At 59.5% G+C, this 23,457-nt stretch carries 27 protein-coding genes; 12 read left to right on the plus strand and 15 right to left on the minus strand.

Going from position 1 to position 23,457, the window contains the following annotated elements; translation table 11 throughout:
• Positions 1–92: 92 nt before the first annotated feature.
• Genes nth through KX928_RS16740 form a run of 3 tightly spaced genes read left to right on the plus strand, consistent with a single transcriptional unit; the run spans position 93 to position 2,319 of the window.
• Positions 93–737, plus strand: coding sequence for an endonuclease III (gene nth, locus KX928_RS16730; protein WP_219504922.1), 645 nt, complete (start codon positions 93–95; stop codon positions 735–737).
• Complete coding sequence (locus KX928_RS16735; protein WP_219504925.1) at positions 734–1,720, plus strand: adenosine kinase; 987 nt, start codon at positions 734–736, stop codon at positions 1,718–1,720. Before nth ends, KX928_RS16735 begins: the two co-directional genes overlap by 4 nt.
• 2 nt (positions 1,721–1,722) lie before the next feature.
• Positions 1,723–2,319, plus strand: a complete 597-nt coding sequence (locus tag KX928_RS16740; RefSeq protein WP_219504926.1) for a GNAT family N-acetyltransferase — start codon at positions 1,723–1,725, stop codon at positions 2,317–2,319.
• Here the strand turns inward: KX928_RS16740 and KX928_RS16745 are convergent.
• Together KX928_RS16745 and KX928_RS16750 are read right to left on the minus strand one after the other, a co-directional pair.
• Positions 2,316–2,798 (minus strand): RNA pyrophosphohydrolase, encoded by a 483-nt coding sequence (locus KX928_RS16745; protein ID WP_219504927.1) that lies wholly within the window; start codon positions 2,796–2,798, stop codon positions 2,316–2,318. The two genes, KX928_RS16740 and KX928_RS16745, sit on opposite strands and share 4 nt — an antisense overlap.
• The gene (locus KX928_RS16750) at positions 2,795–3,253 is read right to left on the minus strand and encodes a GNAT family N-acetyltransferase (protein ID WP_219504929.1); all 459 of its coding nucleotides are present in this window, start codon (positions 3,251–3,253) and stop codon (positions 2,795–2,797) included. The genes KX928_RS16745 and KX928_RS16750 overlap by 4 nt, the downstream gene beginning before the upstream one ends.
• A gap of 108 nt (positions 3,254–3,361) precedes the next feature.
• Between KX928_RS16750 and KX928_RS16755 the strand changes: the two genes are divergently transcribed.
• Positions 3,362–5,389, plus strand: coding sequence for an NADPH-dependent 2,4-dienoyl-CoA reductase (locus KX928_RS16755; protein ID WP_219504931.1), 2,028 nt, complete (start codon positions 3,362–3,364; stop codon positions 5,387–5,389).
• Positions 5,390–5,692: 303 nt separating this feature from the next.
• Entirely contained in the window at positions 5,693–6,598 is a 906-nt protein-coding gene (locus tag KX928_RS16760) for a LysR family transcriptional regulator (protein WP_219504933.1), read from the plus strand.
• Positions 6,599–6,677: 79 nt separating this feature from the next.
• On the opposite strand, the gene KX928_RS16765 is transcribed toward KX928_RS16760, so the two are convergent.
• Genes KX928_RS16765 through KX928_RS16780 form a run of 4 tightly spaced genes read right to left on the minus strand, consistent with a single transcriptional unit; the run spans position 6,678 to position 9,646 of the window.
• On the minus strand, positions 6,678–7,628 hold the full coding sequence (locus KX928_RS16765; protein WP_219504935.1) for an OmpA family protein: 951 nt from the start codon (positions 7,626–7,628) through the stop codon (positions 6,678–6,680).
• A complete protein-coding gene (locus KX928_RS16770; protein WP_219504937.1) occupies positions 7,625–8,197 on the minus strand; it encodes a peroxidase-related enzyme in 573 nt (190 codons plus the stop codon). The genes KX928_RS16765 and KX928_RS16770 overlap by 4 nt, the downstream gene beginning before the upstream one ends.
• Before the next feature lie 13 nt (positions 8,198–8,210).
• Entirely contained in the window at positions 8,211–8,924 is a 714-nt protein-coding gene (locus KX928_RS16775; RefSeq protein WP_219504939.1) for a GNAT family N-acetyltransferase, read from the minus strand.
• The gene (locus KX928_RS16780; RefSeq protein ID WP_219504941.1) at positions 8,921–9,646 is read right to left on the minus strand and encodes a competence/damage-inducible protein A; all 726 of its coding nucleotides are present in this window, start codon (positions 9,644–9,646) and stop codon (positions 8,921–8,923) included. Before KX928_RS16780 ends, KX928_RS16775 begins: the two co-directional genes overlap by 4 nt.
• A 50-nt stretch (positions 9,647–9,696) precedes the next feature.
• Here KX928_RS16780 and sfsA point away from each other — a divergent pair, with 50 nt between their 5' ends.
• A complete protein-coding gene (gene sfsA, locus KX928_RS16785) occupies positions 9,697–10,404 on the plus strand; it encodes a DNA/RNA nuclease SfsA (protein WP_219504943.1) in 708 nt (235 codons plus the stop codon).
• Between the two features lie 66 nt (positions 10,405–10,470).
• Complete coding sequence (map, locus tag KX928_RS16790; protein ID WP_308342367.1) at positions 10,471–11,289, plus strand: type I methionyl aminopeptidase; 819 nt, start codon at positions 10,471–10,473, stop codon at positions 11,287–11,289.
• Here the strand turns inward: map and KX928_RS16795 are convergent.
• The 3 genes from KX928_RS16795 to KX928_RS16805 are packed head-to-tail and all read right to left on the minus strand — an operon-like array spanning position 11,286 to position 13,239.
• Positions 11,286–11,459, minus strand: coding sequence for a hypothetical protein (locus tag KX928_RS16795; protein ID WP_219504957.1), 174 nt, complete (start codon positions 11,457–11,459; stop codon positions 11,286–11,288). The two genes, map and KX928_RS16795, sit on opposite strands and share 4 nt — an antisense overlap.
• 17 nt (positions 11,460–11,476) lie before the next feature.
• Positions 11,477–12,034 carry a 16S rRNA (guanine(966)-N(2))-methyltransferase RsmD gene (gene rsmD, locus KX928_RS16800; RefSeq protein WP_308342368.1) on the minus strand — a complete coding sequence of 186 codons (558 nt, stop codon included), beginning with the start codon at positions 12,032–12,034 and terminating at the stop codon, positions 11,477–11,479.
• Positions 12,031–13,239 (minus strand): NAD(P)/FAD-dependent oxidoreductase, encoded by a 1,209-nt coding sequence (locus tag KX928_RS16805; protein WP_219504959.1) that lies wholly within the window; start codon positions 13,237–13,239, stop codon positions 12,031–12,033. The genes rsmD and KX928_RS16805 overlap by 4 nt, the downstream gene beginning before the upstream one ends.
• 108 nt (positions 13,240–13,347) lie before the next feature.
• On the opposite strand from KX928_RS16805, the gene KX928_RS16810 reads away from it, so the two are divergent.
• Positions 13,348–13,836: a peroxiredoxin gene (locus KX928_RS16810; RefSeq protein WP_219504961.1), complete on the plus strand. Its 489-nt coding sequence runs from the start codon at positions 13,348–13,350 to the stop codon at positions 13,834–13,836.
• Between the two features lie 55 nt (positions 13,837–13,891).
• Here KX928_RS16810 and KX928_RS16815 read toward each other — a convergent pair whose 3' ends face one another.
• From KX928_RS16815 to KX928_RS16835, 5 genes are read right to left on the minus strand one after another with little or no spacing between them, the layout of a single operon-like run.
• Positions 13,892–14,734, minus strand: coding sequence for a mechanosensitive ion channel family protein (locus KX928_RS16815; RefSeq protein ID WP_219504963.1), 843 nt, complete (start codon positions 14,732–14,734; stop codon positions 13,892–13,894).
• Positions 14,735–14,737: 3 nt separating this feature from the next.
• Entirely contained in the window at positions 14,738–15,034 is a 297-nt protein-coding gene (locus tag KX928_RS16820; RefSeq protein WP_219504965.1) for a 4a-hydroxytetrahydrobiopterin dehydratase, read from the minus strand.
• Positions 15,031–16,218: a GNAT family N-acetyltransferase gene (locus KX928_RS16825; RefSeq protein ID WP_219504967.1), complete on the minus strand. Its 1,188-nt coding sequence runs from the start codon at positions 16,216–16,218 to the stop codon at positions 15,031–15,033. The genes KX928_RS16820 and KX928_RS16825 overlap by 4 nt, the downstream gene beginning before the upstream one ends.
• 49 nt (positions 16,219–16,267) lie before the next feature.
• Positions 16,268–17,035 (minus strand): glycerophosphodiester phosphodiesterase family protein, encoded by a 768-nt coding sequence (locus KX928_RS16830; RefSeq protein ID WP_219504969.1) that lies wholly within the window; start codon positions 17,033–17,035, stop codon positions 16,268–16,270.
• Positions 17,032–17,490, minus strand: coding sequence for a RidA family protein (locus tag KX928_RS16835; RefSeq protein WP_219504972.1), 459 nt, complete (start codon positions 17,488–17,490; stop codon positions 17,032–17,034). Before KX928_RS16835 ends, KX928_RS16830 begins: the two co-directional genes overlap by 4 nt.
• A gap of 344 nt (positions 17,491–17,834) precedes the next feature.
• Between KX928_RS16835 and KX928_RS16840 the strand changes: the two genes are divergently transcribed.
• Together KX928_RS16840 and KX928_RS16845 are read left to right on the plus strand one after the other, a co-directional pair.
• Positions 17,835–18,623, plus strand: coding sequence for an MlaA family lipoprotein (locus tag KX928_RS16840; RefSeq protein WP_219504973.1), 789 nt, complete (start codon positions 17,835–17,837; stop codon positions 18,621–18,623).
• Entirely contained in the window at positions 18,613–19,212 is a 600-nt protein-coding gene (locus KX928_RS16845; protein WP_219504976.1) for an MlaC/ttg2D family ABC transporter substrate-binding protein, read from the plus strand. The genes KX928_RS16840 and KX928_RS16845 overlap by 11 nt, the downstream gene beginning before the upstream one ends.
• Positions 19,213–19,224: 12 nt before the next feature.
• Here KX928_RS16845 and KX928_RS16850 read toward each other — a convergent pair whose 3' ends face one another.
• Entirely contained in the window at positions 19,225–21,435 is a 2,211-nt protein-coding gene (locus tag KX928_RS16850; RefSeq protein ID WP_219504978.1) for a transglycosylase domain-containing protein, read from the minus strand.
• A gap of 257 nt (positions 21,436–21,692) precedes the next feature.
• On the opposite strand from KX928_RS16850, the gene KX928_RS16855 reads away from it, so the two are divergent.
• Both KX928_RS16855 and amtB read left to right on the plus strand, forming a co-directional pair.
• Entirely contained in the window at positions 21,693–22,031 is a 339-nt protein-coding gene (locus KX928_RS16855; RefSeq protein ID WP_219504980.1) for a P-II family nitrogen regulator, read from the plus strand.
• Between the two features lie 30 nt (positions 22,032–22,061).
• Positions 22,062–23,396: an ammonium transporter AmtB gene (amtB, locus tag KX928_RS16860; RefSeq protein ID WP_219504982.1), complete on the plus strand. Its 1,335-nt coding sequence runs from the start codon at positions 22,062–22,064 to the stop codon at positions 23,394–23,396.
• Positions 23,397–23,457: the final 61 nt, after the last annotated feature.

Here is a 23,457-nt window from a genome sequence, read left to right on the forward strand (position 1 = left end):
CACCTTAAAAACCCGATGAATTACCACCCAGTTCTCGATGATTGCCCCGGCAGGCTCTTGCCCCCTGACGGGAATTCTCCCATACCGGGGAGATGGCAAAACAGCTCGGTTATCACACGATCCGCGAGATCTTCACGCGCTTTCACGAAGCAGATCCCGAACCCAAGGGGGAGCTTGAGCACGTGAATGCCTATACGCTTGTCGTCGCGGTTGCGCTGAGTGCGCAGGCAACGGACGCAGGCGTCAACAAGGCAACCCGCAAGCTGTTCCAAATCGCCGATACGCCGCAGAAAATGCTCGATCTGGGTATCGACAGCCTGACAGAGCACATCAAGACAATCGGGCTGTTTCGCCAGAAGGGCAAAAACGTCATCAAGCTGAGCGAAATTCTGGTTCGGGACTATGCTGGCGAAGTGCCCAACAGTCGCGCCGCTTTGCAGGGCCTGCCCGGCGTGGGCCGCAAAACGGCAAATGTTGTGCTGAACATGTGGTGGCGGCATCCGGCACAGGCCGTGGACACGCATATTTTCCGCCTCGGCAACCGCACCGGCATCGCGCCGGGAAAAACTGTGGACGCCGTCGAGCGCGCCATTGAAGACAATGTACCGGCTGATTTTCAGCTGCATGCGCATCACTGGATGATCCTGCACGGACGCTATCATTGCAAAGCCCGCAAGCCGATGTGTCCGACCTGTATCATCCGGGATCTCTGCCCATTTGAGGACAAAACTGTATGAACACCTACGAAGTTGTTGGCATCGGAAACGCCGTTGTCGATGTGATCACCCATGCCGATGACAGCTTTCTGGGTCACATGGGCATTGAGAAAGGCATCATGCAACTCGTGGATCAGGATCGGTCCGAGGTGCTGTTTGCCTCAATGAACGACAGGCTTCAGACGCCGGGAGGCGCCGTGGCCAATACCGTTGCTGGCGTGGGGTCGCTGGGTTTGCAAACGGCGTTCATTGGCCGCGTGCGCGATGACGCCCTGGGCCAGTTCTACGCAAGCGCAATGACCGACAATGGCATTGATTTTGTAAACCCCCCGGTGGTTGACGGCGATGTCCCGACGTCGCGCTGTATGATCTTCGTGACACCGGACGGCGAGCGCTCGCTCAATACCTACCTGGGCATTTCAACAGGCCTGACATCGGATGACGTCCCCCAGGAAGTGTCCGGTAACGCCAAAATCATGTTTCTCGAAGGGTATCTCTTTGACCATGATGCCGGCAAAACCGCCTTTCGCGAAGCGGCGCGTGCGACCAAGGCAGGCAACGGCATCGCGGGTATCGCCATTTCCGACCCGTTCTGCGTGGAACGGCACCGGGCGGACTTCCTGTCGCTGATTGAACATGATCTGGACTATGTCATTGGCAACCAGCACGAAATCGAATCCCTGTTTGAAACGGACCTCGAAACCTCTCTGGCCAAAACGGCTGAGATTTGCGGGCTTGTGGTCTGCACCCGCTCCGGCGACGGGGTGACCGTGATCTCGGATGGCAAACGCATCGATGTGCCGGTTCACAAGGTCACGCCGGTCGATGCAACCGGTGCGGGCGACCAGTTTGCCGCCGGGTTCCTTTACGGTCTTGCCACAGGGCGCGATCTGGAAGCCTGCGCTCGCATGGGCAACTTATGTGCCGCCGAGGTCATCAGTCACGTCGGCCCGCGCCCGCAGATCGACATGATGGAGGTATTCCGCGAGCAGGGCCTCGTCTGACGATGCTCAGCAACGGGTTCCACGACATTCCTCCCGGCAAGGTCGCGATGATCGTGACCTATCTGGAAATGACATCCAAAGCGGTAACAATGGACATCACCTTGCCGGACGGCGTGTCTTTCAGGCGCGTGACGCCTGACCTCGCTTGGTATCGCAACATCTTCACCCGCGTCGGGGCGCTCGACTGGCTCTGGTACGGGCGGTTGATGCTGAACGACGTCGAACTGGGGAGCATCCTGAACGACCCAAAGGTGGAAGTATTCACGCTGAGCCGCGATGGCCAGGACGAAGCCCTGCTGGAACTGGATTTTCGCTCAGAAGGCAGTTGTGAGCTGGCCTACTTCGGCGTGACCGGCAGCCTGATCGGCACGGGCTCAGGGCGTTACCTGATGAACGAAGCCATTACCCGGGCCTGGGCGCAGCCAATCTCGCGCTTTCATGTGCACACCTGCACCATCGACAGCCCGCAAGCACTGAACTTTTATCGGCGCAGCGGTTTCACCCCGGTCAGGCAGGCGGTCGAGATTGACGAGGATCCAAGGGTCATCGACATTCTGCCGGAACACGCCGGGCCGAATGTGCCTATTCTGCGGCCCTAAATTAGGTCACCGAATTCACGCATCACAGCGGCATAGACCGCTCGTTTGAACGGAACGATGTGCTCGACCAGCTGCACGGCCGGCAACCAGCGCCATTCAGAGAATTCCGGGTGATCCGTCGCGATATTGACTTGGCTGTCGTCGCCATGGAACCGCATCAGGAACCACTTTTGCTTTTGACCGCGGTACCGCCCCTTCCAGAGCTTCGGGACGAGATCATGCGGCAGCTCATACGGCAGCCACTGATTGCTTTCCGCCAGAATGGTAACGAGGTCCGCCGTAACGCCCGTCTCTTCCCACAGCTCTCTCAACGCGGCGCTCTCGGCGGTCTCCCCCTTGTCGATCCCCCCCTGCGGCATCTGCCATGCCGCCAGGTTGTTGTCGCGCCTTTGCCCAACGAAAACACATCCGCTTGCATTGACCAGCATGACACCCACGCAGGGACGGTAGGGCAGTTGTGCAATCTCTTCGGGCGTCATGTCAGGATTTTCTCCATTTTTGCGCGGGTCAGTTTCTGGCCGTCGCGCTCGACCGTCTCGTGATGGATAACCAAAAAGCCCTTTGCCCGAAAGGCCGGTTGCGCCATGAGGCTGGCATGGGTCCATAAACGAGGTTCGCTGTGATTTCTGGCCCAGCTTTCAATCTTCTGGAAGATCTGCCCGAACAGGCCGGTGCCCTGATGCTCCGGCCTGATGAAGGCAAGGTCGATATAGCCCCCGGCCTCGACGGAGATGAAACCGGCAATGACCCCGTCGCGTTCGGCAACCGCAACATGTTTGGCCTCCAGACGCTCTGCCCATGCGCGGCCACCCGGGGATGCGGGCAGCCAGGCTTTCCGTTGTGCGTCGGAATAGGGGCTGGCCCCTTCGCGCACCGCTGCAAAAAAGACCTGCGCCAGTTCAGGCGTGTCCCCCGGCGAGGCCCATCTCAGCATCTTGGCATCCTTTGTGACGGTCGGCTGAATTTGTGACGCCGCGTTCGACGTGACAGCAGTTACGTGAAAATGTGATCTCGTGACAACCAAAACCGGGGAGGGTTTCACATGGCCGACTATCCACATCTTCTGGCGCCGCTCGATCTGGGCTTCACGACGTTGAAAAACCGCGTTCTGATGGGTTCGATGCACACGGGACTGGAAGAGACGAAGGACTGGAACCGCGTCGCAGAATTTTACGCGGCGCGCGCCCGGGGGCAGGTTGGATTGATGGTCACCGGCGGCATCGGACCGAACCTTGAAGGGTCGGTTTTGCCCGGTGCCGCGATGATGGTTAGTCAGCAGGATGTGGACAATCACAGTATCATCACAAAACGCGTCCATGACGCGGGCGGCAAGATCGCCATGCAGATTCTGCATGCGGGTCGCTATGCCTACGGACCGAAATGCGTCGCTCCCTCCGCCGTGAAGTCTCCGATCTCGCCCTTTCCACCTGCGGCGCTTGACGCGGAGGGGATCGAAAAACAGATTGGCGATATCGTGGCATGCGCGGAACACGCGCAACAGGCCGGATACGATGGCGTGGAGATTATGGGGTCGGAAGGCTATTTTCTCAATCAGTTCCTTGTGACTCATACCAACAAGCGCGACGATGAATGGGGCGGTTCCTACGAAAATCGCATGCGTTTGCCGATCAGTGTCGTACGCCGTGTTCGCGAGGCGGTCGGCACGGATTTCATCATCATTTATCGTCTGTCGATGATCGATCTTGTGCCTAATGGCTCCACCCATGACGAGGTGGTTCAGCTTGCGCAGGAGATTGAGAAGGCAGGCGCGACGATTATCAATACCGGCATCGGCTGGCACGAGGCCCGCATCCCCACCATTGCCACCTCTGTGCCCCGGGCGGCTTTTGCCTGGGTGACCAGGAAACTGATGGGCAAGGTGACTATTCCGGTGATCACGTCGAACCGGATCAACACGCCGGACGTGGCCGAAAACGTCTTGGCCACCGGATGCGCAGATATGGTGTCCATGGCGCGACCCATGTTGGCAGATGCCGACTTCGTTGCAAAGGCAATGGCCGGCAAGGCAGATCAGATCGCCCCCTGCATCGCCTGCAATCAGGCCTGTCTGGACCACACGTTCAACGGGAAGATATCAAGCTGTCTCGTCAACCCCCGCGCCTGCTATGAAACCGAGCTGCAGATCATCCCCACCGACGTCTCCAGGTCGATTGCCGTTGTGGGCGCTGGCCCGGCCGGCCTGTCCGTTGCGATCACGGCCGCGGAACGGGGGCATTCGGTCACGCTGTTTGACCGCGCGGCGGAGATCGGAGGCCAGTTGAACATGGCCAAACAGGTGCCGGGCAAGGAGGAGTTCTGGGGGCTGGTGGAATGGTATCGGACGATGGTGGCCGATCTGAAAGTCACGCTTGCGCTGGGGCGCGATGTCGGCGCCACGGACCTGCAAGCCTTCGACGAGGTGATCATCGCTACGGGTGTGGTTCCGCGCGACCCCGAAATTCCCGGACAGGACGCGCCCCATGTCGTCAGCTACATCGACGTGCTGCGCGGCAAGGCCAGCGTCGGCAAGCGCGTGGCGATCGTGGGTGCGGGTGGCATCGGTTTCGACGTTGCCGAGTACCTTGTGCACGAAGGGGTGAGCCCGACCGAAAGCCTTCCCGACTGGATGCGCGAGTGGGGGGTCGCCGACCCTGAGGAGCATCGTTCGGGTCTTGCACCGGAAGGTCCGCAGCCCGACGCACCGGCACGCCATGTGACCCTTCTGCAGCGCAAGGCCGAAAAGCCCGGCAAGCGGCTTGGCAAAACCACGGGGTGGATACACCGGGCCGCGCTCGCCATGAAAGATGTCAAGATGATCGGCGGCGTCAACTACGAGCGCATCGAGGCCGAAGGTCTTTGGGTGTCTCACGGCGAAGCGCGTGACAATCCGACCCTGATAGAGGCCGACACGATCGTTTTATGCGCCGGCCAATTGTCAGACCGCAGCCTCGCGGATGCACTCCAAGCCCAAGGCACCGCCTGCCATGTGATCGGGGGCGCGGACGTCGCCGCCGAACTGGATGCCAAACGTGCAATCAATCAGGGAACGCGCCTGGCAGCCATGCTGTAATTTTTTTGCCGAACATCCCGGCAAGTTGCGCAGAATGTGCGCAGACTCCGGCTTGGGCTTGCCTACTCTGAGCAGAATTGAGCGCGTTCATGCTCAACCATAGAGGGTTGAGACAGCTGTCTCTGATCGCGCCTATGGTGTGTCCGCTGTGACATCACTATCATGGCGGGAAAGGCAGTTCAGCGTTTCCATGCCCAGAACGATCCATGCAAAAACCGCGATACTGTCTCACCCGCGCCGCGTTCCTGCCCGATTTGATCTGCATACACGTCCTTGGAACTGACAGAATAAAAGGGGAAGGCAATGGACCGCCTCACAGAAATGGAAGCATTCGCCACGGTTGTCGACCAAGGCGGCTTCACCGATGCGGCCAAGAAGATGGGGATTTCCAAATCCGCTGTTTCAAAACACGTGTCTTCGCTTGAAGCGCGCCTCGGCGCGCGCCTTCTCAACCGGACAACCCGCCGGGTAAGCCCCACCGAGATCGGTCTGGCCTATTACGACCGCGCCCGCCGCGTTCTGAATGACGCAGGCGAGGCCGATGCACTTGTCACATCAATGCAAAGCGCGCCCTCGGGCCTGCTGCGGATTTCCGTCGCAACGGATTTCGGTGTGAACCACCTGTCCCCCGTGCTCAGTGAATTCCTGTCCGATTTTCCCGACATCACGGTCAACATGGTACTGAACAATCGCTATGTGGAGCTGATTTCCGAAGGGTTCGACATGGCCGTTCGCATCGGCGAACTGGAAGACAGCACCCTGCGCGCCCGCAAGCTGACGGAGACGACAAAACGCATGATCGCCAGCCCTGAGTATTTCGAGAAATACGGCCGACCCGAGAAAATCGACGATCTGAACAATCACAAACTGCTGCATTATTCCAACCAGTCCTCCGGCAATGTCTGGAAGCTGACTGCGCCTTCCGGCGAGAAACGTCAGGTGCGTACGGCCGGATGGCTCAGCGTGAACGACGGACAATCCCTGCTGAACGCGGCCATTTCCGGCCTTGGTATCGCCTACCTGCCGAGCTTCCTGTACGCGGACGCAATGGACAAAGGTTTGATCGAAGACGCTATTCCGGACCTGCCCCTGGAAACCCAAGGCATTTACGCGGTCTACCCCCCCGGGCGCTTCACGCAGCCCAAAGTTCGCGCCTTCATCGACTTCCTTGTTCACGCCTTTGCTGAAAAGGGCCCTTCGGACTGGTAACTCACAGAACACCCCCTCGGTGACCTTGCCCTCGGTATGTGTACATGCCGGGGGTTTTTTCTGCCCGGGGCAACCGGTCTTACTCGCTGTTCAGCACAATGGCTTCGACGCGCCTGTTCTCGTTGCGCCCTTCCGCCGTCTGGTTCGACGCAACCGGGGACAGGTATCCCATGCCTTCCGCATCAAGGCGCGCCGGGTCGACCCCATAGTCGTCGATCAGGCGCGTCCGCACGGCCTGCGCCCTTTGGCGCGACAAGGCAATGTTCGGGTCCAGGGCCCCGACGGTATCCGTATGACCAACGAGGGCCACGCGCAGGTCGAGATTGCTGGCCAGAACCTCGGCCAGACGATCCAGCGATGGGTAGGGTCCAGCGCCCAGTTCCGATGTGCCGGATCTGAAGTCAAGATCGCGCAAAATCACGAAACCGTCTTCAAGCAAACGAAAGGTTCCTGGTACCGGCGTGCCCCCCGGCCTCTCGACCGGGTCAGGCACCGCAGCTTCCGGAGTATCCGGCACGGCGCTCAACAGGCCTGTGACAGCCTCGATGACTTGTACGTAAGCGGAATCCGAAGTGACGCTCGCCAACACGGTAATCGCCTCGGTCGGATTGTCCTCGGGTCCCCTGAAAGCCGTCAAATAGCGATAAGACCCAATGTTTACGTACATGTTCGGGCCTGGCAGGACCTCTATTCCAAACCTAAAATCAAAGCCGCCACAGGCAGTTGCGGCACATTCGAAAGCAATGGTGAATCCCTGTGCCTCGATTTGCTCACGTAGCGGCGCCATGACTTGCAATACCGTCAGTCCAGCCGTACCGATCCGCCACGCGCGCCGGTTCACGGCCCCTTCCAGAACGCGGAACGGCACGCCCTCGCCCGAAAAGGCACCAATCGGCGCATCAAAGCTGTCAACCGGGGTTGCCCGCTCTACTGTCAGACGCGCGCCTGCGGGCATGGCGAGATCCAGCGCGACAACATTGCCGGCGCTGAGCAACAGAGATGTGGTTAAAGCAATGCTCTGCCGTTTCATCTGGCCTGCGCGTGATAGTCATCATTTGGCATCATGGCCGTTGCGCTTGCGACGCGGTTCGTCATGTTAAAAAACCCGGCCACATTCGCGATATCCCAGATGTCGTGATCCGTGAACCCGACCTCGCGAAGGGCGGCCCGGTGCGTTTCCTCTATCGTGGCACTGGCGGTCGTCATATGTGCGGCAAAATCCAGCATCGCCCGTTGACGCGCGTCTATGTCGGCAACCCGGTAGTTCATGACCAGCGCCTCGCCCAGTTTCGGGTCACCGGACATCGCCCGCACCGCCGCGCCATGTGCAACGAGACAGTAAAAGCACTTGTTGATCGAGGAAACGACGACCGCGATCATTTCTCTTTCCAGCTTGCTCAACCCGGAGGGCGCCAGCATCAGGTTGTTGTATATCCCGGTGAAGGCATCCAGCTTTTCAATGTCGAACGCATAGGCGCGCAGCACATTGGGGATAATGCCCAGCTTGTCCTGGCACACGTCGAAATACTTCTGCGTTGCTTCCGGCAACGGATCGACCATGGGTAGGTTCAGGGCTGTGGGAAGGGCTTTGTCAGCCACGGGTCAGGGCTCCTTACATGACTTTCTGACGGTAATGGTAATCCGCCACCACCTCAAAGCCCAGAGAGGAATAAAGCTCATTTGCCGCGGTATTCGCCTTGGTGCACAAAACGGCAATATCGGTGGCCCCCTGCTCCCGGCCCCAGAAGGCGGCAGCCCGCATAACCCATTGCGCCACCCCCTGCCTGCGCTGTTCGGGCAGTACTTCCAGCGCATGTACCATACAGATGCCGCCATGCACCGCCGCAAAGGCCACGCCTGCTGGTTTTTCATTCCAGCGTGCCAGAATACCGGTCTTGATATCGGCCCGTGCCATGACCGCGATACGTTCCGGGCCGATCCCACCCTGCGCCCAGATCTCTTCCATGATCGCCAATGGTTCCCAGATGCAGAATGCAGTCACCCGCGGCATCGGCTTGTCCGTCAGGTGTTCAAGCGCAATGCTGTAGATATTGACAGGGTCAACCACCTCGTAGTCCCTGGCTGCCAAAACGCGATCAAGATCAGTATCTTCCGGCCGGATCATGAACAAGGGCGTTTGACCCGCGTTTGTCATCGCGTCTTCTGCAACTTCTATGTCGGCGTCTGTCACGTCTTGCACCGCCGTTGCGGCAGACACGCGTTTTCCACCCCCCTGCCCGTCGCGCAGTATCCATGCCCCCAGATGAACACGCTTCGCCGCAGGCCAGGTGACATCCACTGCGTCAAAGAGCGGGCCGGTATTCATTTCTGGAAGCTTGCCGCGAGTTCCTGAACGACCTTGTGCACAAGGGCCGCATCGGAACCGCGTATGACGACGTTGGACCCGTATTTGCCGCTTTTCTTCTGAAACGGATAGGATCCCATGCTCAACATCGGATACTCGGCAGCCAATGCGCCCAACGGACCGGCGATGTCACCTTCGCCACGATCAATGCGCAGCGTTTCAGAGACAAGCGGCGCGCCGCCGGTCAGCGTGGGCAACAAGCTCTCCACCATCGCTTTGAAGACCGACGGAACCCCGGCCATCACGTGCACATTCTCCAGCGTGAACCCAGGTGCCGATGATACAGGATTGTCGATCAGAACCGCGTCATCGGGAATGCGCGCCATCCGCAACCGGGCGGCGTTGAGCGCCGTTCCGGTCGCGGCATAATGTCGTTCAAGGATTTGCCGGGCATCATCGCGCACGTCGATCTCTTTGCTGAATGCGGCTGCGATACAATCGGCCGTGATGTCGTCATGGGTTGGCCCGATACCACCGCTTGTGAAGACGTGATCATACGCGGCGGAAACCGCCTGCACCGCGGCAATGATCGCACCACGGTCATCGCTGACCACCCGGACCTCCCGCAGATCGATGCCGGCTTGTGTCAACTCGCCCGCCAGGTAGTACATGTTGGCGTCGCGTGTCCGGCCGGACAGAATTTCATCGCCTATCACGATCATTGCGGCTGTTGGGTTCGGCATGTCCGGGCTCTCCTTGCGTCTGACCTCAGGCGAGGTATAGACCTGCGCCCATGCGCTTTCAAACCGATCTTGTCCCCGCACGGCTGACCCGCCGCTACAAACGATTTCTGGCCGATTGCGTGTTGGAAGACACCGGCACTGAAATCACCGCGCATTGCGCTAATCCCGGATCGATGATGGGTTTGGCAGACCCGGGGACGCGGGTCTGGCTGGAACCCAACGATGACCCGAAAAAGAAGCTGAAATACGGCTGGCGGCTGGTTGATCATCAGAACGGGCATTTTACGGGCGTAGACACATCCCTGCCAAACAGAGCTTTGAAGGCGGCGCTGCAGTCTCGCGCAGTGGCGCCCTTTGCCGCCTATGATACGGTGCGGCCCGAAGTAAAATATGGTCAGAACAGCCGGATTGATTTCCTGCTGTCAGCCGCCGGGCAACCCGACCTCTACCTCGAAGTCAAAAGTGTCACGCTGTCCCGTCAGACCGCCCTTGCCGAGTTTCCCGACAGTGTCACGGCGCGGGGCGCGAAACATCTGGCGGAACTGGCGCAAATGGTGGGCGACGGGCATCGCGCGGCGATGCTGTATCTCGTCCAGCGCTCGGATTGCACCCGGTTCACGCTCGCCGAGGACATCGACCCTACCTATGCGGACGCGTATCGTGCAGCACGTACTGCAGGTGTTGAAACTTTCTGTTATGGTACCAATATCTCGCCCGTTGGCGTCACGCTTGCGGACGCGTTGGAGATTTCGATCTGAGGGCCCTCTGGCACTTGGCCAAGTTGCGCGCTACAAGCGCGCCAGACAACCACGATGGAGCACTGCGTGAACGAAGACCTTCGGGGCCGTCACACCAAAGACGGCATACGCATCTATGAACAGGCCGATTTCGCGGGCATGCGTGCCGCAGGCGATCTGGCTGCGCGTATCCTGGACGATATTGCGACGCATGTGTTTGTCGGGCAGTCCACCGGGGCCATCGACAAGGCGATCACCGACATGGTCGAAGAGGCCGGGGCGACCTCGGCCACGATCGGGTACAAGGGCTACAAGCACGCCAGTTGCATCTCTGTGAACCACGTGGTCTGCCACGGTATCCCGGGGGAAAAGACGCTGAAGAACGGCGACATCCTCAATATTGATGTAACAGTCATCGTTGATGGTTGGTTCGGCGACACCAGCCGCATGTATGTGGCAGGCAAGCTGTCGCGCAAGGCGGAGCGTCTGATCCAGGTTACCCATGATGCATTGATGCTGGGGATCGAGGCCGTCAAGCCGGGTCATACGTTCGGCGACATCGGTCACGCCATTCAGGCTTATGTGGAAAGCCACCGGATGTCGGTTGTGCGCGATTTCTGCGGCCATGGGCTTGGCCGTGTGTTCCACGCACCCCCGAATGTCCTGCACTATGGACGTCCGGGAACCGGTGCTGTTCTGGAAGAAGGCATGTTTTTCACCATCGAACCCATGGTCAATCTGGGGCGTCCCGAAACAAAAACGCTGTCAGATGACTGGACCGCAGTGACCCGCGATAAATCCCTGTCTGCGCAATTTGAGCATTCGGTTGGAGTGACGGCAGACGGTGCCGAGATCTTTACCCTGTCACCCGGTGGATTGTTTCATCCAACATATGCAAGGGCCTAATCGTCCGTTTTCCGGTCACGACGCAGAAGGCTCAACAACATCGTGTCACGACCCCAGGGCTGAACGGCGTCCGCGATGAAGATCGGAGATGGGCGCGGCTGAGGCGGTTTTTCGACGGTGCTTTCGCGCGCATCCACCAGCCGAAAGAAAGATAAGCTCGATGCCAACATGATCGGAGCCTAGCATATCAGGCGCCGGATTTCGACAACAAGGTCACGTGCGTCTCGCCGTATCTGCGCTGGTCCACCAGCTCGAACCCGTCGGGCGCGGGCATCGGCCGGGCTTCTTCCCAGACGATGATGGCATCTTCCCTCAACCAGCCTTTTGTCAATGCGGCCTCCAGCGCCTTTTCGCCCAGATGCTTGCCATAGGGCGGGTCCAGAAAAACGAGATCAAACGGATCGGTCGTGCAGGGCGGCAGCCGCGCAGCGTCGCGTTGTATCAACTGTGTCTGCGCTGCCACACGCAGTTTGGTGATGTTCTGGCGGATCAGCTTTTGCGCAACGCGCCCATCATCGACAAAGCTGACATGTGCCGCGCCGCGCGAGAGCGCCTCGAACCCCAGGGCACCGGTACCCGCAAACAGGTCCAGAACCCGCGCATTCGCGATCACGTCGTGATGGGTCAGGACGCTGAAAAGGCTTTCGCGCACCCGGTCAGTCGTCGGACGCAGATGCGCCGCCTTGTCACCTTTCCCGACGCTCGCCAGCGCCGTACCGCGGAACTGGCCTGCGATGATCCTCACGCCTGCAAGAGCGGCTTCAGATCCGCAGAAGGATCCCCGACAAGTGCAGGGTCGGCTGATTTTCCGGCCTCGATCAGGCGTTTGCCGATCATATAGGCGCGCGGATCGTTCATCGCGTCAACGGCCAGAAGTGCTTCCCCCCGATAATACCAGAACGAAGCGGTTTGACCCTCTCCGACACGGCTGACCACATCCGTGTACCCGGCATTCAGACCGGCGATCTGAAGCTTTACATCGTACTGATCAGACCAGAACCACGGCTTGGCGATATAGTCCTTCGTCGCCCCCATGATGTTTTCCGCAACGACCTCGGCCTGGTCGATTGCATTTGGCACGCTTTCCAGCCGGATACGTCCGCCACGATACGGGAATGACGTGCAATCTCCGGCTGCCCAGATATGGGGGGCGGACGTGCGCCCGAGCGCGTCGACCCTGAACCCGTTGTCGATGGCCAGCCCGGCGGCTTTGGCAAGGGCCGTCGCCGGTGCAATACCAACGCCGGCAATCACGAAGTCGACCTCTATCCCGGTACCGTCGCTCAGAACCGCGCCGTCGACGGAGGTCTGGCCGGTCAGCCTGTCAAGGCCCGTGCCTTCGATGATCGTCACGCCATGCGCCCGATGAAGATCACGGAAGTAATCGCTCGTCTGCGGCGCAGCGACCCGCTGCAATATGCGCTCCGCCATTTCAACCAGCGTGACCTGCAGACCCAGCTTGGCGGCCACGGACGCAGCTTCCAGCCCGATGTATCCGCCGCCAACGATCAGGACTTTTTTACCCTTCTGGAACTGCGGTGTCATTGCATCTACGTCTGCAAGATCACGCACCACGTATACCCCGGTGAGAGTGCCCCCGATGCTTGCGGGCAGACGGCGTGGTACGGAGCCCGTGGTCAAGACCAGATCATCATAGTGCAGGTTTTCATCGCCAAGCGTGATGGTTTTTTTTGCAGGATCTATCGCCGTGACCTCGGTATCCGTGCGCAACGCGATCCGGTTCTCGGAATAAAATGTTTCCGGGCGCAGGTAGAGGCGTTCCAGGGCCATGTCACCCATCAGGTAGGCCTTGGACAAAGGCGGGCGTTGATAGGGCGGCACCGGTTCTGCGCCGACAAGGGTTATGTCGCCGTCGAAACCACCATTGCGCAGCTTGGCCACGCAGGACGAGCCGGCCTGTCCCGCTCCAATCACGATCACATGACGCATGCTAGCTACCTCTTGTTACGGGTTTCATTATGTTTCAACTGGTCCTACCCGAGACCGGAACCTATATCGTCCGTCAGGACGAATGCAATTATCTGAAAGGCCTAACACATGACGATTTCGCAAGGCGATCAAATTCCCGACGCAAGTTTGGTTGAAATGGGCGCAGACGGGCCAGCGCCCGTGTCGATCGCTGAAAAAACCAAGGGCCGCAAAGTCGTTATTTTCGCGGTCCCCGGTGCGTATACTCCCACGTGCCACTCTGCCCATGTGCCCAGTTTCGTGCGCACCAAGGATCAGTTCGATGCAAAAGGCGTGGACGAAATCATTTGCGTGTCGGTCAACGACCCTTTCGTGATGAAGGCCTGGGGCGAGGCCACCGGTGCCACCGCCGCCGGGATCACCATGCTGGCGGACGCCGATAGTTCCTTCACCAAGTCAATCGGCATGGAGTTCGATGCACCACCCGCCGGGCTGCTGGCCCGCTCCAAGCGGTATGCGATGCTTGTTGAGGACGGCAAGGTGACGCTGTTCCAACCGGAAGAAAGCCCGGGCGTCTGCGAAGTCTCCGCCGGCGAAGCACTGCTGGACAATATGTAGAACGCACATGGCCCGGCGCACAAACGCCGGGCCTTTTTCTCATCCTATCCCGTGATCATGACGCCTGAACGATTGTCGTCGTCGGGAAAGGAATGTCGATGTCGCCGGCATCCAGCGCCTCTTTTACAGCACGCTTCATATCCGCCTGATAGGTGAAGTAGTCGGATGCATCGACCCACACGCGCACCAGAAAATCGACCGAGCTTGCACCCAGGTTATTCACCTGAATAAACGGTTCGGGATCGGATTTGGAGCGCGCATCCGCCATGATGGTTTCACGAATGATACGCTCTGCATCCGCCAGATTGACGCCGTAACCGACGCCAAATGTCCACTCGGCACGGCGCGTCGGGTTGCTGGAGTAATTGGTGATCACGTTGCCCCAGACCTGCGAGTTCGGAATAATGACCTGCACGTTGCTGATATCAGCCAGTTCGGTAAAGTTCAGGGTGATCGCCTTGACCGTGCCCATGGTGCCGCCAACGTCGACGAAATCACCAAGCCGGATCGGTCGGAACAGGATCAGCATCACGCCAGCCGCGATGTTTGACAATGTCCCCTGCAACGCCAGACCGATGGCAAGACCCGCCGCACCGATGATGGCCACGACCGAGGTGGTCTGTACGCCAAAGGTGTTGAGCACGAAAAGGAATGTGAAGCCAAGCACCACATAGCGCACGATCGACGACAGGAAGTCAAAGAGCATGTCATCGAGATGCGCATGCTTCAGCCCCAAGGCCTTCACGCGACGCTGTAGCCATGCGGAGAGTATCCAGCCGACGATCAGAATGGCGACGGCGGCCAGTACGGAGCCTGCCGTGCTCAACAGGAAATCCAGGGTCAGAAGGTCCGCCACGGTTTTTCCCTGCCAGACCTCAGTTTGCAGCAAGTTTTCCATCAATTACTCCGAAAGACTGTCCATTTTACGCGCAAGTTTTGCGTCAAGCGCGCTGATGCCGTCAACGTCGTGGGTCGTCAACACCACGTCGACGGTTTTGTACACGTTGTGCCATTCGGGATGGTGATCCCACTTCTCCGCCCAGATGGCAACGCGGGTCATCCAGCCGAAAGCTTCGATGAAATTCGTGAACACAAAGGTTTTCTGGATAGCATCACGTCCATCCACCATGTGCCACCCGGCCGCGAAAAGCGGCTTCAGAAGCGTCCCGCGTGTCTCCTCGCTCAGTTTCTCAGTCATTCCTGTTCCTCCACCTGCGCCCTCTTGAAGGGTCCATATTCCGTCAGCACCTCGATCTCCTCGTCCACCGCGTTCCGCTCCGCTTCCAGGTAGCTGCCAATGGCATCGGCAAACCCCGGATCATTGATCCAGTGCAGCGACCAGGTTGGCGTGGGCAGGTATCCGCGCGCCAGTTTGTGCTCCCCCTGCGCACCCGCCTCGACCCGCGCCAGACCTTTTGAAATCGCGATATCGATAGCCTGATAGTAGCAAAGCTCGAAATGCAAGCAGGGGTGATGCTCGGAACACCCCCAGTATCTGCCGTACAACGTCCGGGCCCCGACAAAGTTCAACGCGCCCGCAACCCAGCGTCCGTTGCGTTCGGCAAGAACCAGAATGACATCATCGCGCAGCGTTTCATGGGCAATTTCAAAAAACCGCCGCGTCAGGTAGGGCGTGCCCCATTTCCGGGCGCCGGTGTCCTGATAAAAGCGCCAGAATGCCTCCCAGTGCTCGGGCTCCAGCGCGTCGCCGGTGAAGGTTCTGATGGTACCTCCGAAGTTCTGTGCCACAGCCCGCTCCTTGCGCATGTTCTTGCGCTTGCGCGAGCTGAGAGACCCGAGGAATGCATCAAAATCCGCGTAATCCGCATTGCGCCAGTGGAACTGCTGGGTCTTGCGCACCATCAGGCCCATGTCTTTCCCGCGCAAGGCTTCTTCTTCGGTGCAGAATGTCAGATGCAGGGAAGACAACTGATTGTTCTCAGCCAGTTGTACAGCACCTGTGAGCAAGGCCGCAGTGCCGGTTTCCTCAAACCCCGGGCGAACCAGAAGGCGTCGGCCCGTTGCGGGCGTATGCGGCACCGCGATCTGAAGCTTGGGATAGTAGCGCCCGCCTGCCCGCTCGTAGGCATGCGCCCAGTTGTGGTCAAAGATGTATTCACCCTGGCTGTGCGATTTCGCGTACATGGGTGCGACACCGATAAGGAGGCCCTCGGCAAAGGCCGTCAGGTATTGCGGTTGCCAGCCAGTGCCCCGCCCGACGGAACCGCTCTCCTCCAGCGCGCTGAGGAACCGATGGGTGGTAAAAGGATCGTTTGGCGGCGCGCCGCCGGTGGCTTCGGGACAAGCGCAGGCATCCCAGTCACTGGCGTCGATGTCGCGCAGTGACGGTAGTATCCTGATCTCAATCTCTTGCTGCTGCATCAAATCTTCTCGTCCCGCCCTGCGTTACTTGTGGCCGCACTGTCCGGGTTCAAGCGCCCAGCGGGGGGAGATACTGCTCAAAGGTAATATTGTGCGCGATCCTGCGCGCCTGCGCCTCTTCTTCGGGCGATTTAATCGTCCAGCACAAAATCGCCGCGCCACGGGATTTGAGCTCCGCCACGCGGGGGCGCGCAAGATCGCGGTGATTGTGACTGATAAAACTGCAGTGAGCCGGATCATAATCGGGGATGTCACGCAGGCGGTCGCGGGTGTCTGCGGGCAAGGACCAGTCATTTGCCTGATAGGGATCGGTCACCAATCCTCTGGCGATCTTCGGACAAAGCTCGGCCATCAACCGGGTTGAGTTCGGATTGAAGGACATCACGGCCACGGGGCCGGCGTAGGCATTGAGCGCCACCGCGACAACCTTTTCCAGATCCCCCACATTCGCGCCCATGTCGCCGTCCTGATCCTTGATCTCGACCAGCAGCGGTACCTGCCCGGCCACGATGTCCAGAACTTCCGGCAACGTCGGAATGCCTTCGTCGCCGCCGCGCAGCGGAATTTGCGACAGCCTATCGGCAGTCAGCGCCCGCACCGGGCCCGACTGCTCCGCCAACCTGTCCAGTGTGTAGTCGTGAAAAACCATCGCCTGCGCATCTGCCGTCAGTTGCACGTCGATCTCGATTCCATAGCCCGCTGAAATGGCGGCCCGGATCGCCGCCCGGCTGTTTTCCGGTCGTCCGTCGGTCACATCATGCAAAGCACGGTGCGCCAGGGGGGCGGTCAGGAAGGCGTCCGGCAGGGGTATCCTCATTTGATCTCGAAAATGCCTTCGATCTCGACAGCGACACCCAGGGGAAGCGCTGCGGCAGAAACGGCGGAACGGGCATGCCGCCCCGCGTCCCCCAACGCGTCGACAAGAAAATCGGATGCCCCGTTTATGACCTTTGGCTGGTCCGTGAAGTCAGCGGTGGAATTCACAAAGCCGGTCAGCTTGACCACGCGCACAAGACGCTCAATGTCGCCATCACAGGCCGCCTGCACCTGCGCCAGAAGGCTGATGGCGCACAAGCGCGCCGCAGCCGCCCCCTCGGCGACCTCCATGTCGGCGCCGAGTTTGCCGGTGACCAGCCCGTCCGGCCCATTTGAAATCTGACCGGAGACATAGAGTGTCGATCCGACCTGAACGAAGGGGACGTAGTTCGCGGCGGGCGCGGGCGCATCCGGCAAGGTGACACCCAGTTCTGCAAGACGGGAGACAATACTCATTTCAGGATCCTCTGCTTGGTACATGGCACGGGCCAGTTTCAGCGCCAGCATTTGCGGAACCGAAGCGTAATGTAAACAGCAACTCTGCCCTTCAGCACCCGGCAACCGAAATACGCGCAATCTGCATGTGATGACCCCTTGGTGTGCAATTTTCCGCAAATAATCCCTAGATCAACGCTTTTCCGCCCAGACATTTTATGCAACGGGTGTGGCAGGTGGACGTTGCTGTGGATTTCCCGCTATTGTTGCGCTGTCGCTCAACTGCCACATCACGATAATTCCACATGTTTGCCCTCTGGGCTTCGCGACAAAAAGACTTACTTACGGCACAACCATTTTACAGGATGCTTCCATTGCCCGGTTTTTCACAAAATAAGGTTCTTACGCTGCCTTCGCTGGCGCTGATTTCGGCGCTGTTTCTGAGCGCCTGCGCGACCACGCAGGATGTCGCGACGCGCACCGATGGCATCAATGATCCTTACGAGACGCAAAACCGCAAGGTCCATGCCTTCAACAAGGGGTTGGACAAGAACCTGATTCGCCCCGTGGCGCAGGGATACGGCGTTGTGCCGGTGGAAATCCGAAACACGGTCAATAACTTCTCGGACAACCTGTCGATGCCGGGTGTGGCGGTAAACAGCCTGCTACAGGGGGATCTGAAGGGCACAGGCCTTGCGACGCTGCGGTTCGTGGTGAACACCACGGTTGGACTGGGCGGCCTCTTCGATGCGGCTTCGGAGTTCAGAATTCCCGACCATGAAACAGACTTCGGAGAGACGCTGGCCGTATGGGGTGTGGGAGAAGGCGCTTACATCGAGCTGCCGCTGTTCGGGCCGTCAACGCAGCGCGCAACCGCCGGTCTTGTTGTCGACTTCTTCACCAATCCGCTGACCTACAGCACGATCGACGGTGACGACAGAATTATCCCGCCCACCGCGGCCGGTGTTGCGGCGCTCAACGATCGCGAGCGCTTTGGCGACAGCATTGATGCGGTGCTTTACGACAGCGCCGACAGCTATGCTCAGTCGCGCCAGACCTATCTTCAGAATCGTCGTTTTGAGCTCGGTGGCAACGCGGGCGAAGGCGTCGACCCCTATTCCGCTGACCCCTACGAGGATCCATATGCTCAATAACCTCAATCGCCGTGAGTTTTTTGTGGGCACCATCGCTGCATCGCTGATGCTGTCCCGCCCCGCTGCCGCCTTGACCGAAGCGGGTGCAAAGCAGCTTGTCGATTCCGTTGTGTCCGAAGTTGAACGTGTGGTCACCTCGGGCAAATCCGACTCCGCCGTTCTGCGGGAACTGGAAAAACTCTTCGTGCGATACGCGGACGTGAACATCATGGCGCAATATGCGCTTGGCGTGGATGGCCGCTCGGCGTCGGCGGCGCAGAAACGCGCGTTTTCCGATGCCTTTACCGGCTATATTGCACGCAAGTATGGCAAACAGTTCCGCGATTTCATCGGGGGCCGCGTCGAAGTGCAATCCACGCGCCAGATCAAAGCGGGTTACGAGGTGAAAACCCTCGCGTACCTGCAAGGTGACGGGCCTTTCGATGTTACATTCCATGTCTCGGACAAATCGGGGCGCGATAAGTTCTTCAATATATACATCGAGGGCGTGAACCTGCTGCTGACCGAACGCACCGAGATTGGCGCGATGCTGGACAAGCGCGGCGGCGATATCAACGCGATGATCGCCGACCTGAAAAGCGCGGGGTGAGGCAACCGCCGGTTACCGGTCACTGCCACTGACGTTCGGGCGCGGCTGATTTGCACCCGTGTTGCCGCCACCGCCCAGAATGTCCCGCAACAGGCTATCTAGAAAGCCACCAACGCCGCCGCCACCGGAGACCCCGCCCGTGGTCTGTTCGCGCGTCTCTCCCGCTTGCGACGGCGACATCATCGGCAGAGGTTTCGCTGGCACACCCTCATGCACGCGCGCCATTGTTTCGCGCCAGATTTCAGCGGGCAGACCGCTGCCTGTCACCCCCGTCAGGGGAGTGTTGTCATCATAGCCCATCCAGACACCGGCCACGTAATCCGCCGAAAACCCGACGAACCATGCGTCTCTTGCGGCTTGTGTGGTGCCGGTCTTTCCTGCCAGTTGCCTGCCGCCGAACTGCGCCCGCTGTCCCGTCCCCTCAGAAACGACCTTTTCCATCATGTAGATCAACTGGCGCGCCGCATCTTCCTGCACCACGCGCTCTCCGATACCGCCGCCGGTGCCCATGAGCGGTTCCTGATCGCCCAGCAGGCGCAGCTCGACCAGCCCGTATGGGATCACGGAAGAGCCGCCGTTGAGAATACCGGCGTACGCCCCCGTCATCTCGATCAGCGTGCTTTCCGACGCCCCCAGCGCCAGCGCCGGACCTGCGGCCAGATCGCTTTGCAAGCCAAAGTCACTGGCCACCTGCCGCACGAGATCGCGGCCCACGAACTCCGACACCTTGACAGCAGGAATGTTCAGACTGTCCCTGAGCGCACGCGTGAGGGAGACCTTGCCATAGTGTTTCTTGGTGTAGTTTTCCGGGCACCACTGGCCGGAGCCGGGAATGGTCTGGCAATAGGGCTCGTCCACGACCGTGTCATTGGGCGAATAGCCCAGATCCAGCGCCGCCGCGTAGACGAAGGGTTTAAAGGCCGATCCGGTTTGACGCTTGGCCTGTACCGCGCGGTTGAAGGCACCGGCCACCTTAGTCTTGCGGCCACCCACCATCGCACGCACCGCGCCGTCGGCGGACATGACAACGATCGCAGCCTGTGCCTTGCTGCCTTCGCGGATCTTGTTTTCAAAAACCCAGGCCATCGCGTTATCTGCCGCGCGCTGGATTCGTTGATCCATGGTGGTTTTGATGATCACGTCTTCGGTTGTTTTCCGGGTAAAAAATTCCGGACCTGACGACATGACCCAATCCGCAAAATATCCGCCTGCCCGTGCCTCCGCAGCCGGTGACAGCTGTGCCGGATTGTCCTGTGCGGCACGCGCCTCGGTATCGGTAAGGTAGCCCTGTTCATTCATCAGCCGCACAATCGTTGCCGCACGCCCCTGCGAACGGGTCAGATCATTTGTCGGGGCGAAGCGTGTCGGCGCCACCAGAAGACCGGCGAGCATTGCGGCCTCGGCCGGGTTCACATTCGCGGCCGACTTGCCGAAATACCGCTGGCTTGCAGCCTCGAAACCCCGTGCGCCCGCACCCAGAAAGGCCCTGTTCATGTAGATTGTGAGGATTTCGTTCTTTGAATACTTTGCCTCCATCGCCAACGCATAAAGCGCTTCGGATGCTTTGCGCTTGATCGTACCGCGCCGGCATTCCGTCTCGTATTCCGCCTCCGTCTGCGTTTCGGGGTCATAAGGTACACCAAGGCAAAGAAGCTTGGCCACCTGCTGGGTGATCGTGGAGCCACCGTGCCCGGACAGGGGACCGCGCCCCTCGCTAAGGTTGATGCGCACCGCGCTGGCAATACCGCGCGGGCTGAGGCCGAAATGGCGATAGAAGCGTTTGTCTTCGGTCGCGACAATCGCATTGCGCAGATGCGGCGAGACGGTTTTAGCGGTGACAACACCCCCGAACTGGTCGCCTCGCCAGGCAAAGACCTGTCCTTCGCTGTCAAGCATCGTCACCGACCCGCGCGCGCGGCCATCCAGCAGTTCGGTCACGTTGGGTAATGTCGTGTAATAGTATCCGACGGCCAGTGCCAGCAACAGCACGGCCACAGCACACACACGCCAGACCACGCGCCAGATCAGTCGCAAGATCCACGAAATCAGCCGCTGGAGCAGCCCGATGATGCCCCCGCGACGCCTGACCGGGGCTGCCTTGCGGCGACTGACCTTGCGCGGTTTCGCCTTTGGTTTGGCCGTAGCCTTGCGCCCCTTGGGGGGCGATGCGCCATAGCGCTTATCGGCGACCAAAGGTCGTTTGCCTTTGCGTGAATCACTCATGAAGAACCTGCCCGGCCCATTGTTGTTTTCGGCAGTCTACCCCGCCGAAGGAGGAATGTTGAGATCGTCTGTACAAATAATAGGAATGAAATATTTGCACAAAAAATCGGCATTAACCTTCAGGTGCACAATAATTGAGCGCATCCCTGTGAATCCGCGACCCAAATCCGGCCAAAACCTTCCCTCTCCGCAAGCGCATGGCGTTTTCTGCCCTCGCAAACAATGCAGAGCGTTCTGCCAAGCAAAGGGGACACGAGGTGAAACTCATCATTGCAACAATCAAGCCTTTCAAGCTGGAGGAGGTCCGTGAAGCGCTGACCGAAGCCGGAGTGCGCGGCATGATGGTTACCGAGATCAAAGGCTTCGGCTCTCAGTCTGGCCACACGGAAATCTATCGCGGCGCGGAATACGCCGTGAATTTCGTACCCAAAGTCAAAATCGAGATCGTCGTTGCAGAAAACGCCGTGGATGACGTGGTCGAGACAATCACAAAAACGGCGCACACCGGAAAAATCGGCGACGGAAAGATCTTTGTTCTGACCGTCGATCAGGCCGTCCGCGTGCGCACAGGCGAAACCAACGAAGACGCGCTCTAAAGCAGCGATTCAATCAGGGATATGATTACCATGAAGCTTCTCAAAACTCTCGCTCCTGCCGCCGCGCTCGCCGCGTTGCCCAGTCTGGGACTGGCTCAGGACGGCCCGACACCCGGCATCAATGCCTCCACCGATTCTGTCTTTATCTTTAACTCCCTGCTATTCCTGATCGGCGGCTTTCTCGTCTTCTGGATGGCGGCCGGGTTTGCAATGCTTGAGGCGGGGTTGGTGCGGTCCAAGAACGTGACCATGCAGCTGACCAAGAATATGGCGCTCTTTTCGCTTGCCGCGATCTTTTACTACCTGATCGGGTACAACCTGATGTATCCGCTCGGTACATGGATGGTCGACGGCGTGCTGTCCGGCGTCTGGGGCCCCGGCGTTCTGGAAGCCGTCGGCGTGACCTCTGACGCGGCTGACGACTATGGCTATGCCTCTACCGGATCGGATTTCTTCTTTCAGCTGATGTTCTGTGCGGCGACCGCCTCGATCGTTTCGGGGGCTCTGGCCGAACGGATCAAACTCTGGCCCTTCCTGACTTTCGTTATCGTGCTGACCGCAGTGATCTACCCGATCCAGGCCAGCTGGAAGTGGGGCGGCGGGTTCCTCGACGCGATGGGCTTTCTTGACTTCGCCGGCTCGACTGTTGTGCACTCGGTTGGTGGCTGGGCAGCACTTGCCGGCGCCCTGATCCTTGGGCCGCGTATCGGCAAGTACAGAGAAGGTCGTACCGTGCCGATGCCAGGATCCAACCTTGCGCTGGCAACGCTCGGCACGTTTATCCTGTGGATGGGATGGTTCGGCTTCAATGGCGGGTCACAACTTGCGATGGGTACCGTGGGCGATGTTGCAGACATCAGCCGTATCTTTGCCAATACAAATGCCGCGGCTGCGGGCGGTGCTGTCACCGCCCTGATCCTGACGCAGGTTCTCTACAAGAAGCCCGACCTGACGATGATCCTCAACGGCGCGCTGGCCGGGCTCGTGTCCATCACCGCCGAACCCCTGACCCCGACCCTTGGCGCCGCAACGCTGATCGGTGCGGTGGGCGGCGTGATCGTGGTCTTCGCGGTGCCCTTCCTGGATAAGCTGAAGATTGATGACGTGGTTGGTGCGATCCCGGTGCACCTGTTTGCCGGTATCTGGGGTACGATCGCCGTTGTGTTCACCAATTCGGATGCGTCCTTTGGCGTGCAGCTTTATTCCATCCTCGTGGTGGGTGTGTTCACCTTCGTGGCCTCGGCCCTGTTGTGGTTCATTCTCAAATCCGTCATGGGCATCCGCGTCAGCGAAGAGGCGGAGATCAACGGTCTCGACACCTCGGAGCTGGGTATGGAAGCCTATCCTGACTTCTCGAAAGGCTGATCAGGCCAGACACGGAAAAAAGAAACCCGGGCGGAAGCGCCCGGGTTTTTTCTGCATCAAA

This window comes from Roseobacter insulae (genome assembly GCF_019375555.1).
In the GTDB taxonomy this organism is placed as follows: domain Bacteria; phylum Pseudomonadota; class Alphaproteobacteria; order Rhodobacterales; family Rhodobacteraceae; genus Roseobacter; species Roseobacter insulae.